Raw genomic sequence first — 14,557 nt, 5'->3', positions numbered from 1 at the left:
GCGGCGGCCCGTCACCACTCCATCCATCAGCAGCGGCCGATAAGCGACCATCCTGTGCGGTGAGCGCACGGGGCGCTATGCTTTCGGCCAAAACCAAACCGATTTCCGGGAGGACACTCATGAAGAGACTGGCGATCGCCGCCGTTGCGGCCGTGCTGGCGCTGCCATTCGCAGCGCGGGCCAACGACTACACCATCATGGCGCCGGCGGCCCCCGGCGGCGGCTGGGACCAGACCGCGCGGTCGATGCAGCAGGCGCTGCAGGCCGAGGGCATCTCGCGCAGCGTCCAGGTCGTCAACGTGCCCGGCGCCGCCGGCACGGTCGGCCTGGCCCAGTTCGTGAGCCAGTCCAAGGGCGACCCGAAGGCCCTGATCGTCGGCGGCTACGTCATGGTCGGCGGCATCATCACCAACAAGTCGCCGGTGACCCTGGCCGACGTCACCCCGATCGCCCGCCTGACCGGGGAATACGAGGCGATCGTCGTGCCCAAGGATTCCCCGGTCAAGACCATCCAGGACCTGGTGGCGCAGCTGAAGCAGGATCCGGGCGGCGTGACCTGGGCCGGCGGTTCGGCCGGCGGCACCGACCACATCACGGTCGGTCTGGTCGCCAAGGCGGCCGGGGTGGACCCGACCGAGATCAACTACATCGCCTATTCCGGCGGCGGCGAGGCGCTGGCGGCGGTGCTGAGCGGCCAGGTGACGGCCGGCATCTCCAGCTATGGCGAGTTCGAATCCCAGGTCAAGGCCGGGGCGCTGCGCGTCCTGGCGGTGTCCAGCACCGAGCGGCTGCCCGGCGTCGAGGCCCCGACCTTGAAGGAAGCCGGGCTCGACGTGGTGGTGCAGAACTGGCGCATGGTCGCGGCCGCGCCGGGGCTGAGCGACGAGCAGAAGGCCGCCGTCGCCGCCGACATCGAGAAGCTGGCCAAGTCCAAGACCTGGCAGGAGACGCTGAAGACCAAGGGCTGGACCGACACCTACCTGGCCGGCGCTGATTTCGACAAGCAGCTCGCCTCCGATATCAGCACCACCGAGCAGATCCTCAAGGACGTCGGTCTGGCCGAATGAGCACCGCCCCGGAACACGCCACCCCGAAACACGCCATGGGGCGTCGGCCGGACTGGCCGGTCCTGGGGATCGCCGCGGCCCTGGCTGTCGTCGCCGTGGTGCTGTTCTGGGACGCCAGCCAGCTCAACGTCAGGGGGTTCGCGGCCCGCTTCGGGCCCGCGATCTTCCCCCGCCTGATCGGCGGCATGCTGCTGATCCTGGCGGCGTGGACGGCGGTCGACGCCTGGCGCGGCAACCCGCCGCCGCGCGAGAAGGACGACCTGCCGCCCCTCGCCTGGATCGTCGGCGGCCTGGCCGCCCAGATGCTGCTGCTGACCACGGCCGGCTTCTCGATCGCGACCGGTCTCTTGTTCGCCGCGACCGTTCGAGGCTTCGGCCGCGGCCCGCTGTGGCGGACCATCCCGATCGGCATCGTCTTCGCCTTCGTGGTCTGGTTCATCTTCACCATGGGACTGGACCTGACCCTGCCGGCGGGGCCGCTGGAACGGCTGTTTTTGCAGTGAAGGCCTGATCCATGGACACCTTCGCCTTCCTCGCCCACGGCTTCGCCGTCGCCCTGCAGCCGGTCAACCTGCTTTATGCCCTGATCGGCGTCACCCTCGGCACCGCGGTCGGCGTGCTGCCCGGCATCGGCCCGGCCCTGACCGTGGCGCTGCTGCTGCCGGTGACCTATTCCCTCGATCCTGGGGGATCGCTGATCATGTTCGCCGGCATCTATTACGGCGGCATGTATGGCGGGTCGACCACATCGATCCTGCTCAACACCCCGGGCGAGAGCGCCTCGATCATCACGGCGCTGGAGGGCAACAAGATGGCCCGCGCCGGCCGTGGCGGCCCGGCCCTGGCCACCGCGGCGATCGGGTCCTTCGTCGCCGGGCTGATCGCGACGGCGGCCCTGGCCTTCGTCGCGCCGGAGGTGGCCAAGATCGCGATCTCCTTCGGGGAGCCGGAGAAGTTCGCGCTGATCATCCTGGCCTTCGTCACCGTCTCCGCCGCCTTCGGCGATTCGCCGATGCGCGGCCTGACCTCGCTGGCCATCGGCCTCGCCATCGGCCTGATCGGCCTCGACGAGCTGAGCGGCCGGGCGCGGCTGACCTTCGGCAGCCCGGAGCTGCTGGGCGGAATCGGCGTCACTATCCTGGCGGTCGCCCTCTTCGCCATCGGCGAGGCCCTGTCGGTCGCCGGCAGCCAAGGCCGCACCGAGGAGCATGTCGAGCCGATCCGGGGCTCGATCTGGATGAACCGGTCGGACTGGAAGCGGTCCTGGAAGCCGTGGCTGCGTGGGACGCTGTTCGGCTTCCCGATCGGCGCCATGCCCGCCGGCGGCGCCGAGATCCCGACCTTCCTCTCCTATGCCACCGAGAAGAAGCTGTCGAAGCATCCGGAGGAATTCGGCCAGGGCGCTATCGAAGGCGTGGCGGGGCCGGAGGCGGCGAACAACGCGTCGGCCGCGGGCACGCTGGTGCCGCTGCTGACCCTCGGCCTGCCGACCTCGGCCACGGCGGCGATCCTCCTGGCCGGGTTCCAGCAGTACAACATCCAGCCCGGCCCCCTGCTCTTCCAGAGCAATCCGGGCCTGGTTTGGGGGCTGATCGCCAGCCTGTTCGTCGCCAATGCGATGCTGCTGGTGCTGAACCTGCCGCTGGTCGGCTTGTGGGTCCGGCTGCTGTCGATCCCGCGCCCCTGGCTCTATGGCGGCATCCTGGTCTTCGCCACGCTCGGCACCATCGGTGCCAACCCGTCATCGTTCCAGCTGGGCCTGCTGCTGGCCTTCGGTCTGCTCGGCTACATGCTGCGCCGTTTTCACTACCCGATCGCGCCGGTGGTGGTCGGCTTCATCCTGGGGCCGATGGCGGAGCTGCCGCTGCGCCGCGCGCTGCAGAACAGCCGGGGCGACCCCATGATCCTGGTTTCCTCGCCGATCTCGATCACCTTGCTGGTCATCACCGTTCTGGTCGTGGTGGTGCCGATGGTGCTGCGCCAGATGGGCAAGGGCCGGGTCCTGGCGCAGCTGGCGGCGGAGGAAGATTGAGATCAGGCGCCCGCGGTCTCCGGCTCGCCCTGCACGATCAGCTCCAGCACCTCTTTCGTGGTCGTGGATTTGATCCGCCGTTCGCCGACATTGCGTCCGCGCTTCAGCACCATGATGCGGTCGCCGATCTCGAATATGTCGGTCAGGCGGTGGCTGATGATGATCTGCGCGACCCCATGCCGCCGCAGCTCGTCCATGGTCTCCAGGAGGCGCTCGGTGGCGGGGACCGACAGGTTGGCCGTCGGCTCGTCGAGGATCAGGACCTTCGGATCGAAGCTGATCGCGCGGGCGATCGCGACCGATTGCTGGCGGCCGCCCGACAGGCTCTCGACCCGCTGGCGGACGTGGTTGATGTCGACCTTGAGGCGGCGCATCACGTCATTCGCCTCGGTCTCCATCCGCCGCCGGTCCACGAACCAGCCCCGGGTCGGCCAGCGGCCGAGGAAGACGTTGGCGGCGACGTCCATGTTCCCGCACAGCGCGAAGTCCTGGTAGATCATCTCGATGCCGCGGTCGCGCGATTCATGCGGGCTTCTGAAGTGGACATCCTCGCCCGCGACCAGGATGTCGCCGGAATCGCGCTGATAGGCGCCCGAGAGGATCTTCATCAGCGTCGACTTGCCGGCCGAGTTGTCGCCGACGAGTCCGAGAATCTCCCCGGGCATCAGGCGCAGCTTGACCTCCCACAGCGCGCGGATGGCACCGAAGCTCTTGCAGATATGCCGCATCTCGACGATGGGCGTGCCGGGGTCGGTCATGCGGTTCGCTCCCTTCGCAGGCGCAGCCGCGCGAACAGCCGCTGCAGCAGGCCTTCCTGGCGCAGCCAGATGTCGCCGAGCACGGCCACGATCAGGATCAGCCCGATGAAGACGTTGATCCAGTGCTGCGGCATCACCACCGATTCCCCGCCGGGCAGGATGATCTGCAGGGACAGGAGCGCCCGGATCAGGGTGATCACGGCGGCCCCCGCCAGCGCGCCCAGGATGGTGCCGAAACCGCCGAAGATGCTGCCGCCGCCGATGATCACGGCGGCGATGACGTCGAGCTCGCGCAGCTGCCCGGCCGACGGGTTGAAGCTGCGGAAATAGGCGATGTAGACGATGCCGGCCAGCGACGCGCACATGGCGCTGAAGACCAGGCTGAAGAAGCGGACGCGGTCGGTGTCGATGCCGGCGTAGTCGGCGGCGCGGCGGTTGCCGCCCGTGGCCAGCACCCGATAGCCGATGGTCGTCCGCGACAGGACGATGCCGGCGAGGACGGCGAGGACCGCCAGGAAGATCGTCTGCGTGCTGACGGCGCTGGCCAAGGCCGACCAGAAGCTGCCGCGCGCCGGCTCGAGGCCGACATAGCGCAGGATCTCGATCAGCTTGCGGCCGATCAGGTTGTAGCTCTCCGGGAACTGGCTGAGCTGGCGCCCGGCGACGAACCAGGCGGCGAGGCCGCGCGCGATGTAGAACATGCCGAGCGTGGCGACGAAGGCCGGCAGCCGCGCCTTGGTCGTCAGGAAGCCGTTGACGACGCCGGCGAATGTGCCGGCGGCGAAGGCGGCCAGCGCCGCCGGCAGCGGGTCCACATCCAGGAACTTCATCAGGAAGGCCGCGGTCGCGCCCGACAGGGCCAGGACCGAGCCGACCGACAGATCGATGTCGCCATTGGCGATGACATAGGTCATCCCGACTGCCATGATCCCGATCTCGGTGAAGGCCAGCAGCAGGTTGAAGCTGTTGTCCAGGCTGCCCCAGAAATCCGGCCGCAGATACATGCCGAGCGCCCAGAGCACGACCATGAAGATGACCGCCGCCGCCTCGCGCTGCAGCAGGAATCGCTTCAGCCCGCGGGCGTGGATCTCCTCCGCCGCCATGGCCGTGCCATGCGTGGGCGCTCCCTCGACCGCGACCGTCTCCACCTCCACCTCCGGCAAGGGCAACGGCCGGCGGCGCAGCCGGGCCCACAGCCGGGGAATGACCTTGCGGCGGAAGATCCACGGCTCGATCAGCACGGCGGCGAGGAGGATCAGGCCGAGGAAGACCGGCACCGCGCCGGGCGGCATCGAGGCCATCGCCTGAACGACCATCTCGATGTTGCCGACCTTGACCACGCGCTCGATCGGAACGCCCTCGCGCAGGACCTTGTCGATCAGCACGATCAGGAGGGCGCCCATGCAGGAGCCGAGGATCCGGCCGCGGCCGCCGATGATGCTGGCGCCGCCGACGATCACCGCCGAGATCACGATCAGCTCGTGGCCGACGCCGTAGCCGCTGTTGACGCCCTTGTCCTGGAACACGGCCATCAGCCCGGCCATGGTCGCGCAGAGGCTGGACAGCACGAAGCCGCGGATCCGCACGCGACGGCTGCTGATGCCGGCATAATCCGCGGCCGTCGCATTGCCGCCCACGGCATAGGTCTCGTAGCCCCAGCGGGTATAGGCGAGCAGGACGCCGCCGATCAGCGCCACGATCAGGAAGATCAGGATCTGGTTGTTGAAGCCCAGCGCGTTGGTCTCGCCGAGGGCGAAGATCGGGACGTCGCGCGCCTTGGCCTCATAGGCGATGTTCTTGCCGCCGGTCAGCCCGAGCACGAAACCGCGGCCTATGAACAGCATGGTGAGCGTGGCGATGAAGGCCGGCACCTTGAGCACCGTGACGAGCACGCCGTTCAGGAGCCCGATCAGGAGCCCCAGGGCGACGCTGGCGGCGATCGCGACCCCGGCGCCGAGATCGTAATGGGTCGGCGCGAAGAGGATCGAGAACAGGACGGCGACGATCGCCGTCGTCGAGCCGACGGACAGGTCGAGGTCCTTGTTGACGATGACGAAGGTCATCCCGACAGCCATCACGCCGAAGCGGGAGGCGTCGCGCAGCACGCTGTGCAGCGCCGTCAGGTCGCCGAAGAAGCGCGGATTGACCTGGGTCCCGGCGAGATAGAGCGCCGCCATGACGAGGAAGAGCCCGACCTCCCAGCCATAGGCGAAACCGCCGAAGCGGGTCGGCCGTGCCTGCTCGGGCGCGGTGGTGGTTGCCATGATCCCTCGACGGCTCAGAGCCCGTTCGACAATGCGACTGGCGCGGCCGTCTGGCGGCGTCTTCTGCGCTTCCGGTGCTCACGGACCTTCATGTCCGCTGCGCTCCGGGTCTCGAAGCTACCACCAGCCGACTCACGCCAGCGCATTCTCAAACGGGCTCTCGGTTCTCAGTTCTCGAAGCGCTTGCCGACCTTCTCGACGTTGCTGTTGGTCACCAGCTGGGCCTTGGTGTCGAGATCGGCCGCGGCGACGCCGCGGTCGATCTGCAGGTAGAGCTGCATCACCGGCCAGAAGCCCTGCAGGAACGGCTGCTGGCCGAGCGCGCCGTCGAGATTGCCGTTCTTGATCTGCTCGAGCTGCTTGGGCCCGAGATCGAAGCCGTAGCTGCAGATCTTGTCGCCCATCTTCAGCTGGCTCACGGCGTCGCCGATCGCCGGGGTGACGAAGGCGTTGTTGCCCATGATGCCGACGACATCGCCGCGGCTTTCGATCAGGCTGACGATCGAACCCGTGACGTTGTTCTGGTCGACATCGACGCCGATGTTGGTCGGCCCGGCATCGATCTTGAAGTCCTTCAGGCGCCCGGCGGCCTCCAGCGTCTTGACCGTCGCCTCGAAGGCCGCGGTGACGCGGTTGTTGACCTCGACATTGCCGAGCGTGGTCGTGCTCGGGAACAGGATGGTGCCGCTCTTGGCGCCGGAGTCGAGGACGCATTTGGCCATCGCCTCGCCCCCGATGCCGGCCGCCGAAGCATCCTGGCCGGTGTGGCTGATGCTGCTGCGGTTGTGGAGCGTCGGGTCGAAGCTGTTGGTGGTGGCGACCGGGATGCCCTTGGATTCGAGCGTCCGCACCAGGTCGTCATAGGCGCCGGCCTGCGGCGTCGTCATGATGACGCCGTCGATGGTCGGGTCCTGGACGATCTGGTTGAGGATCTCGAGCTCACGCGGGATATCGTCCACCGGCGCCTCGGAGCCGAGCATGAGCAGCCTGGCGCCGATCATGTCGGCCGCGACCTTGGCGCCGACATAGGTCGGGTCGAAGAACCCGTTGCCGGCGGTGTGGGTGACGATGGCAAAGGTCAGTTTGCCATCCTTGTTGTTGAAGTTCTTGGTGTCCGGGCTCTCCTTCGCCGCCTGGTCGAAGGTGTAGCCGCCGACGGCCTTCTCCAGCATGCCGGTCTGGGCCATCGCAGTCCCGCCGAAGGCGCCCAAGAGCGCCAACGCGCTCGCTCCCGTCAGAAGCGTACGCATCATTATATTCCTCCCTATTTTGTTCCGGTTGTGCAGTCTCTGACACCGGTAATATTTTCAGTCTTAGATATACAATTTGTGGATCATATTGACCAGCCCCGGTGCTGCGCGCCCAATCGGACGCGGTCGGATCACGCCCGCCGCGCCGCGATCAGCTCCCAGATCGCGAGCGGCGTCGCGGGCATCTCGACATGGCGGATCCCCAGGCCGGAGAGGGCGTCGACCACGGCGTTCATGACGGCCGGCAGCGACCCGGCGCAGCCGGCCTCGCCGCAGCCCTTGGCGCCCAGCGGGTTGGTCGCGGCGGGCTGAGGACGGCTCTCGAAGGTGAAGACCGGCGGGGCATCGGCGGCGCGCGGCATCTGGTAGTCGACGAAGGAGCCGGTGGTCAGCTGGCCCTCCGCATCGTAGACGGTGCGCTCCATCAGCGCCTGGCCGATGCCCTGCACGACGCCGCCATGCAGCTGGCCCTCGACCAGCAGCGGGTTCACCAGCGTGCCGAAGTCGTTGACCATCACATAGCGCACAACCTCCGTGGTCCCGGTGTCCGGGTCGATCTCGACCTCGGCGATGTGGCAGCCATTCGGATAGGCGGACGGCGCCTGCCGGAACACATGGTCGACGTCGAGCGAGTCCGGCACGTCGGGCGGCAGCTCCAGCCCCGCCGACAGCTGGCCGGCGAGCTCCATCAGCCCGATGCCGCGATCCGTGCCGGCCACGGTGAAGCGGCCGTTGCCGAACTCCACGTCGAAGGCACCGGCTTCGAGGAGGTGGCCGGCGATCTGCCGGCCCTTCTCGATCACCAGATCACCCGCCTCCAGGATCGCCGCGCCGCTCGCCATGATGGATTTCGAGCCGCCGGTGCCGCCGCCCGCGATCAGACGGTCGCTGTCGCCCTGGACCAGGCGGATGCGGTCGAGCGGGATCCCGAGCTTCGAATGCAGGACCTGGGCGAAAGGCGTCCAGTGGCCCTGGCCGTAGTCGAGCGTGCCGGTGACGATGGTGACGGTGCCGTCCGGCTCGAAATGGATGCCGCCCATCTCGTTCGTGGGTGGCGCCGTCACCTCGAGATAGCAGCCGATACCGCGGCCGCGCAGCTTGCCGCGGGCGGCGCTCTCCTCCCGGCGGGTCGGGAAGCCGTCCCAGTCCGCGGCCTCGATGGCGCGGGCGAGCAGGCCCGGGAAGTCGCCGCTGTCATAGGCCGTGCCGGCCGGGGTCTTCCAGGGCAGCTGGTCCGGCGCCACCATGTTGCGGCGGCGCAGCTCGACTCGGTCGATGCCGAGCTCGGCGGCGGCCGTGTCGATCAGCCGCTCCATGTAGTAGTTGCCTTCCGGGCGGCCTGCGCCGCGATAGGCGCCGATCGGGACAGTGTTCGTGACGGCGCAGATCGTGCTCACCTCGACCAGCGGCGTCCGGTACATGCCGATCGAGTTCTTGGCGATGTTGAGCGTCGTCATCATCGGCCCGACCTGCGAGACGTAGGCGCCCAGATTGCCGTGGCCCGTGAAGCGGGTGGCGAGGAAGCGCCCTTCGGCATCGAGCGCCAGCTCGGCCACCACCTCCATGTCCCGGCCGTGATGGTCGGAGACGAAGCTGTCGGAGCGCTGATCGGTCCACTTCACCGGCCGGTCGAGCTCACGGGCGGCGTGCAGCAGGCAGACATATTCCGGGAACACCGCGCCCTTCATGCCGAAGGAGCCGCCGACATGGCCGGTGATGAGGCGGATCCGGTCGGGCGGCACGCCCATTGCCTCGGCCAGGTTGTTGCGCTTGCCGAACACGCCCTGACTCGGCGCATAGACCGTAAAGCGTCCGGTGCCGGCGTCGTAGCTCGCCACCGCCGCGCGCGGCTCCATGGCGTTGACGACGACGCGGTTGTTGAGGATCTCGAGCCGCGTCACATGGGCGGCCCTGGCGAAGGCTTCGGCCACCTTCTCGGTCTCGCCGTAGTGGTAGTCGAGCACCAGGTTGTCGGGCGCATCGTCATAGAGAAGCGGCGCCCCGGGCGCGATCGCCTCCGCCACGCGCATCACCGCCGGCAGCGGATCGATGTCCAGCGCGACGGCCTCGGCCGCGTCGCGCGCTTGGTGCGCCGTCTCGGCGATCACGACCGCGACCGGGTCGCCGACGAAGCGCACCTTGTCCGATGCCAGCGCGTGGCGAAGCGGCACTGTCATCGGCGTGCCGTCGCGATGCTTGAACGCGAACAGACACTTCAACGGCCCGTAGCCCATCGGGGCGAGGTCGGCCGCCGTGTAGATCGCGAGCACACCCGGCATGGCGCGGGCCGCCTCGGTCGCGATGCCGGCGATGACGCCATGGGCATGGGGGCTGCGCACGAAGGCGGCATAGGCCTGGCCGGGCAGGCTGACATCGTCGGTGTAGCGGCCTTCGCCCCGGAGCAGGACCGGATCCTCCATCCGGGACACCGGCTGGCCGATGCCGAACTGCAGGGCGGCGGAATCCTCGGCCTTGAAGAGATCGTTCATCGGCAGAGCCTCGATCGCTGAGGACGGAACCAAGGCTCACGCTCGATGGCGAGGCGTCTGCCCTGGCTCTCGAGAGATGGTGGAATCCAGACTACGGGCGGGGCCCGGGATGGGAGGCACCGTTTCGGCGACGCTCCCCGGCCGGGCGCAGGCCTGGACAGGATAGCGGTCCGGCCGGTCCGGATGCCAGCCTGAATTCCTTCGACTCTGACCGGCCTATTGGGAAAGCTGGTGAGCGATTTCGCCGATGCGGGCCTCCGCATCGGTGACGACGCGGAACTCCACCCTGCGCGACCGATCGAAATCCTCGACGCCGCCGCGGTCCAGCACCGGGCGGCTCGAGGACATGCCGACCGCGACGAGCATATGCCTCGCCCAGTCCTCGACGGGCGCGACGCCGCCCAGCCCCAGGCAATACTCCAGCACGGATCGCGTCCGCTCCTGCGAGAGCTCCATGTTGAGGAAATAGGCCTCCCTCGCAGCGGTGGCCTGCCGCCATTCCGAAGAGGTGTGCCCCTCGATCCGGATCTCCGCGATCGCGTCGCGGCGCTCGTGCAGCAGCCGCAGAAATCTTGGACAGAAATCCGCGAGCGTTCCCCTGAACGCCGGCGTCAGGGTGGCGCGGCCCTGATCGAACAGCACATCGGGGGCCAGGAAACGGAACACGGAGCCGTCGTCGTCGATCTCCGCGTTCCAGCGTGACAGATCCTTACCGAACTCCGCCTCCAGCGCCTGTCCGATCCTGCGGTTCGAATCCTCCCAGGAGTCGGTGATGCCGCGGACCGTCTCGACCAGATCCGCATTCCCGGCAATTCTGGCGATCTCGTCGGCGGTGATCTCACCGTTCCGCTTCCTGGACGAAATTCCCCGCACCAACTCGATGAAGTTCTCGATCTCCTTCCTGTCCATTCCCGCTGTTGCTTCCAAAATCGGGCGTGCCCTCTCCTTTTCGGCCAGCAACGCCGCGATCCTCTCATCCCGGCTGCGGACGCCCTCTTCGAGAATGGCGATGCGGTCGAGGACGGTTCGCACGCTGTCCCGCGATCCGGCGTCGACCAGCATCTGCTGAACCTCTCTCAGCGCTGCCCGGTCGCCGGACTGGCGCGCAAGGAACAGAGCCAGGGACAGGACCAGAACGAATGAGAGCAGAAGGAAGAATTCGGCCACGGTCAGGCCGAGAATCACGCCGCGGCGGTAGGATCGCCGATCCGAAAGCGGGAGGCTCGGCGTCGGCTGATCATCGATCATGAGCGCGACCACCAGCTCCTGGATGGCGCCGGTTCGCCTTCCGCATCCGCTCCCCGGTCGATCCGCGCCCCGAGCTCGCGGAGGGCCTGCGCCACCGTCGCCGCATCCTCGCGGCCGGCGGCGCGGACGGCGCTCATCGCCTCCGAATTCTGGGCCATCGCGTCCCGGAGCCGGCCCAGATCGGTCCGGAGCAGCGCGAGCTGGGTCACGAGGGTGCCGGACAGGTCGAGCGCCTGGCCGTGCACGCGGCCCGTTTCGTCGGCAAAGCGCTCGGCCATCGAAGCGGCCCGCCTGGCCGAATCGTCCAGCGACTTGGTGAACGAGCCGGTGGCCTTCTTCAGCTCGACGGCGGATGCGGACAGCTGCTGGGCCAGTTCATCGGCGCGGGACCGAAGAGCGCCCGTCGCCCGCCCGATATCCTGGGCCCCGCTTTCGAGCGGCACTGCCAGATCGGCCGAGACCCGCTCCGCGACGGTGTGGATTTCCTTTCCGAGCATCTCGCCATAGTGCCGCAACGCCTCGCCCTGATGCGTGATCGTGAGCTCGGCCCCTTCCCGCAGGATCTGGGTCATCTCCGTTCGGAAATCGTTGAACTGAAGGATCATCCCGCGAAGCTCGCCCTTGAGCCTTGTCGCGGCCTCGATCAGTTCGAGACGGGCCTCCCGCTCGACCTCCACCGGGTCGCGCCGGAGCTGGCTCACCATGACCCGAAGGAAGATCCCCAATATCGTCGACAGGAGGGCGATTCCGAAATTCGACAGCAGCTCTTCTATGATCCGATCGTCCTCGACCGACGCAATCTGATAGAGCGCCATCCCCAGGCTGGTCAGGGTGTACAGGAACCCCAGATAATAGACGTTGTCGGCGACAATATCCTCGCGGAGCTGGGCGATCTGGGCGCGCAGGCAGACCACAACATAGCCGATCATGCACGCAGCCACGAACAGGCTGATCACCCACTGCTTCGCATCGTAGAGCTTGAGGGCGATGATGGCGCCGGCCCCCAATGCGAACGCCCCCGCGAACAGGATCTTGTCGGCCGCGCCGGAGACCTGGAGCTGGAAGGCTCGGCGCGGCTGCGCTGACAGGCCCTGGGTCATCCGAATATCCTCACGATTCTCGCTATGCTGGCGCCATCATCGGCAAAGAAATCCGTCCAGAACTCGATATGGTCCGCGTTCTGGCGCCGCTCCTGGCTCGCTCTATTCACGTAGAGTATCTCCACATCGACACCTCTGAGATCGCTCCTCAGAGATCGATAGGCGTCCGTCTTTACAAACTCACTGAACGTCTTGAGGCCATTGTATTGAGAGAACTTCTGGCTGTACTGAAGCATGTCGGACACCAAAACGAGCCGCTTCGGGAGGTCCTTCTTGTCGGGATCCCCGAACTCCACGACGGCGACGGATTGGATCGTCTCCATGATCGGAGACGAGGTTCCCTGACCTTCCGAAACCAGGCTGCCGAGAAGATCCTGGAGAGGCGTATCGAAGGCCTCGCGCCACCGCTTCTCCACCAGGGCGGGGTTCGACGTCAGCTGGTTCAGCCCCTCCCCTCGGCCGGGGTTGCACAGCGACAGCGATGCCCGGGGCTGCGGCTCCGGCGCCGGCTTGACCGGGTAGACCGCAACCAGCCAGCCGCGCGGCAGCTCCTCGCGAAGCCCACGCAGCTTGTTGAGGACGTCGATGCGCTGCACCGGCGAAAGCGCATCCGTCGTGTCGATGAGGACAGCGGCCACCCCCGCCGGGCCGCCGGCGGGACAAAGCGTCACCGGATCGATCTTCGGATTGGCCCTTGCCGCCTCCACGTAGAGCCATGCGCCGCCGGCGAAGAGGGCGCAGGCGGCCGCCGCGATGAGGCCGGCCTTCCAGAGGCTGGCGGAATCCGATGCGCTACGCCTTTTCCGCAGGCGACGGCGTCTCGCGACCATCACTCAACCCCCTGCCACTCAACCCCTGGGCACTCAACCCCCTGGCAAATCGGCTGATGCGCTCATACTCGCCGAACGCCGCCTCGAAATTCGTCAGCAGCTCCGCCGTTCGATCCGAGAGGATGGCGTCGGCCCGCTCGGTGAGGCTCCCCAGCTCCGCCCGCCTGGCGGACGCCTCCGCCTCGCCGACGATCGGCTGAACCTGCGCGAGAGAGACCGGTCTTGCGAAATATTCCGGCGCGGGAGAGGACCGGTGCCAGAGATTGATCTCCCGGTACTGCCCGATGAGGGAATTCGCAGCCTGCTGGGTCTGCTCCAGGAAGACCGGAAGCGCGAGCCGCAGGTGATCCCGATAATCGGACGCCTGGAGGTAGTTCCTGACCCGCGACGCGATATCCGCCCGCGCGTTCCTGATGGTTTCGAGCACCTCGTCCTTGGTGTCCCGGAGCTCCTCCAGCAGGATCTCCTTCTCATGCGCATAGTCGGCGATCGAACGCTCCCATCGCCGCCACACATTGCCGAAGCCCGGATAGGGGTCGTCCCATCCGTATCCTTCGATCCAGGCCACCGTGGCGAAGGCAAAGCCGACGAAGACGAGGATCCATGAGTTGAAGATCGTCAGGCCGAGCGGGTCTGCCCAGAACTGGCCTGCCGCCTGCCGCGCGGCAGCCTCCCAGTTGACCAGGCCCGCGACTTCTCTGAAATGTGCGACGAAGAGATTGAATCCGATCGCAAATGCCAGAAACGCCAGGAAAGCGGCCGCTCCGACCAATTTCCTGATCCAATTCCGATGATTGACCTGGATGGCCATTCTTCCGAACAGAAAAGAAAAGAATATATTGATCGCCGAAACCGTACAGGCGGTGAACACACCGCCGATCAGGCCCAGCTCATTCGACTCCATGAAGAAGCTGCCGTTGATGATCGACTCCGCGGCCAGCATCAGGAGGATCACCGCCTGCATGATGTGGCGCTTGGCGGATGTCGGCAGATGAGCGGTTCTGTCCAGACGATGGCGATGGCGGAACCGTTCAAGTTCCTCCCGCAGCAGCTTCAGTCTTTCGCCCTGAAGGTAAAGATGATCCGTGCCGATATGCACCCGTTCCCGCAACGCCGATATGCCGTTTGATATCGAGACGTCGATTTCGGACACTTTGCCTTCAATGTCCAAGCCGCTCATGCGGTCCGCGTAAACCCGCATCTCGCTTTCATAGGCGGTCAATCCGACCCGGCGTATTTCCGAAACTTCATCGACGATCTTGCTCTCCACAACATCCAGGTCGATGGCATCGGTCTGCGGCAAGTCCTCCTTGCCTCTGCACTCCGCCTCCCGCTCGAGATCCAGCCGCCGGGCGATAGATTCACTGCTGATCGATGGAAATACCGTAGTCGTAGCGTCAATGTTGCTTGGCGCCAGATTCAGAACAGCCGTCAACGACTTCAGTGGCGATCCCATAATCCGACTCAAATCTGCTCACCGTATGGACAGACATATCCACCGTCGAAGAGGGTGCGTCAA

The 14,557-nt window shown here is 66.9% G+C and carries 11 protein-coding genes; 3 read left to right on the top strand and 8 right to left on the bottom strand.

Annotated elements, in window-relative coordinates; translation table 11 throughout:
- Positions 1-119: 119 nt before the first annotated feature.
- Genes KXR53_RS07210 through KXR53_RS07200 form a run of 3 tightly spaced genes read left to right on the top strand, consistent with a single transcriptional unit; the run spans position 120 to position 3,099 of the window.
- Positions 120-1,067, top strand: coding sequence for a Bug family tripartite tricarboxylate transporter substrate binding protein (locus tag KXR53_RS07210; protein WP_437374427.1), 948 nt, complete (start codon positions 120-122; stop codon positions 1,065-1,067).
- Positions 1,064-1,570, top strand: a complete 507-nt coding sequence (locus tag KXR53_RS07205; protein WP_437374426.1) for a tripartite tricarboxylate transporter TctB family protein — start codon at positions 1,064-1,066, stop codon at positions 1,568-1,570. The genes KXR53_RS07210 and KXR53_RS07205 overlap by 4 nt, the downstream gene beginning before the upstream one ends.
- A gap of 11 nt (positions 1,571-1,581) precedes the next feature.
- Positions 1,582-3,099 (top strand): tripartite tricarboxylate transporter permease, encoded by a 1,518-nt coding sequence (locus KXR53_RS07200; protein WP_437374425.1) that lies wholly within the window; start codon positions 1,582-1,584, stop codon positions 3,097-3,099.
- 2 nt (positions 3,100-3,101) lie between these two features.
- On the opposite strand, the gene KXR53_RS07195 is transcribed toward KXR53_RS07200, so the two are convergent.
- From KXR53_RS07195 to KXR53_RS07160, 8 genes are all read right to left on the bottom strand, one after another.
- Positions 3,102-3,857 carry an ATP-binding cassette domain-containing protein gene (locus tag KXR53_RS07195; protein WP_437374424.1) on the bottom strand — a complete coding sequence of 252 codons (756 nt, stop codon included), beginning with the start codon at positions 3,855-3,857 and terminating at the stop codon, positions 3,102-3,104.
- Entirely contained in the window at positions 3,854-6,121 is a 2,268-nt protein-coding gene (locus tag KXR53_RS07190; protein ID WP_437374423.1) for an ABC transporter permease, read from the bottom strand. The genes KXR53_RS07195 and KXR53_RS07190 overlap by 4 nt, the downstream gene beginning before the upstream one ends.
- Positions 6,122-6,288: 167 nt before the next feature.
- The gene (locus tag KXR53_RS07185) at positions 6,289-7,374 is read right to left on the bottom strand and encodes a substrate-binding domain-containing protein (protein WP_437374422.1); all 1,086 of its coding nucleotides are present in this window, start codon (positions 7,372-7,374) and stop codon (positions 6,289-6,291) included.
- A gap of 128 nt (positions 7,375-7,502) precedes the next feature.
- Positions 7,503-9,860, bottom strand: a complete 2,358-nt coding sequence (locus KXR53_RS07180) for a xanthine dehydrogenase family protein molybdopterin-binding subunit (RefSeq protein ID WP_437374421.1) — start codon at positions 9,858-9,860, stop codon at positions 7,503-7,505.
- A 216-nt stretch (positions 9,861-10,076) separates the two neighbouring features.
- Positions 10,077-11,108: an OmpA/MotB family protein gene (locus KXR53_RS07175; protein ID WP_437374420.1), complete on the bottom strand. Its 1,032-nt coding sequence runs from the start codon at positions 11,106-11,108 to the stop codon at positions 10,077-10,079.
- Positions 11,105-12,208 carry a hypothetical protein gene (locus KXR53_RS07170; RefSeq protein WP_437374419.1) on the bottom strand — a complete coding sequence of 368 codons (1,104 nt, stop codon included), beginning with the start codon at positions 12,206-12,208 and terminating at the stop codon, positions 11,105-11,107. Before KXR53_RS07170 ends, KXR53_RS07175 begins: the two co-directional genes overlap by 4 nt.
- Entirely contained in the window at positions 12,205-13,038 is an 834-nt protein-coding gene (locus tag KXR53_RS07165; protein ID WP_437374418.1) for a hypothetical protein, read from the bottom strand. Before KXR53_RS07165 ends, KXR53_RS07170 begins: the two co-directional genes overlap by 4 nt.
- The gene (locus tag KXR53_RS07160) at positions 13,001-14,494 is read right to left on the bottom strand and encodes a hypothetical protein (protein WP_437374417.1); all 1,494 of its coding nucleotides are present in this window, start codon (positions 14,492-14,494) and stop codon (positions 13,001-13,003) included. The genes KXR53_RS07165 and KXR53_RS07160 overlap by 38 nt, the downstream gene beginning before the upstream one ends.
- Positions 14,495-14,557 lie beyond the last annotated feature (63 nt).

The organism is Inquilinus limosus, from assembly GCF_051487185.1.
Classification (GTDB): domain Bacteria; phylum Pseudomonadota; class Alphaproteobacteria; order DSM-16000; family Inquilinaceae; genus Inquilinus; species Inquilinus limosus_F.
This window is presented reverse-complemented; position numbering and strand designations above follow the sequence as displayed.

Bases quoted from the DNA above. Each gene is read 5' to 3' on its own strand.
- KXR53_RS07210 (WP_437374427.1), top strand. From the start codon at position 120: ATGAAGAGACTGGCGATCGCCGCCGTTGCGGCCGTGCTGGCGCTGCCA.
- KXR53_RS07205 (WP_437374426.1), top strand. From the start codon at position 1,064: ATGAGCACCGCCCCGGAACACGCCACCCCGAAACACGCCATGGGGCGT.
- KXR53_RS07200 (WP_437374425.1), top strand. From the start codon at position 1,582: ATGGACACCTTCGCCTTCCTCGCCCACGGCTTCGCCGTCGCCCTGCAG.
- KXR53_RS07195 (WP_437374424.1), bottom strand. From the start codon at position 3,857: ATGACCGACCCCGGCACGCCCATCGTCGAGATGCGGCATATCTGCAAG.
- KXR53_RS07190 (WP_437374423.1), bottom strand. From the start codon at position 6,121: ATGGCAACCACCACCGCGCCCGAGCAGGCACGGCCGACCCGCTTCGGC.
- KXR53_RS07185 (WP_437374422.1), bottom strand. From the start codon at position 7,374: ATGATGCGTACGCTTCTGACGGGAGCGAGCGCGTTGGCGCTCTTGGGC.
- KXR53_RS07180 (WP_437374421.1), bottom strand. From the start codon at position 9,860: ATGAACGATCTCTTCAAGGCCGAGGATTCCGCCGCCCTGCAGTTCGGC.
- KXR53_RS07175 (WP_437374420.1), bottom strand. From the start codon at position 11,108: ATGATCGATGATCAGCCGACGCCGAGCCTCCCGCTTTCGGATCGGCGA.
- KXR53_RS07170 (WP_437374419.1), bottom strand. From the start codon at position 12,208: ATGACCCAGGGCCTGTCAGCGCAGCCGCGCCGAGCCTTCCAGCTCCAG.
- KXR53_RS07165 (WP_437374418.1), bottom strand. From the start codon at position 13,038: ATGGTCGCGAGACGCCGTCGCCTGCGGAAAAGGCGTAGCGCATCGGAT.
- KXR53_RS07160 (WP_437374417.1), bottom strand. From the start codon at position 14,494: ATGGGATCGCCACTGAAGTCGTTGACGGCTGTTCTGAATCTGGCGCCA.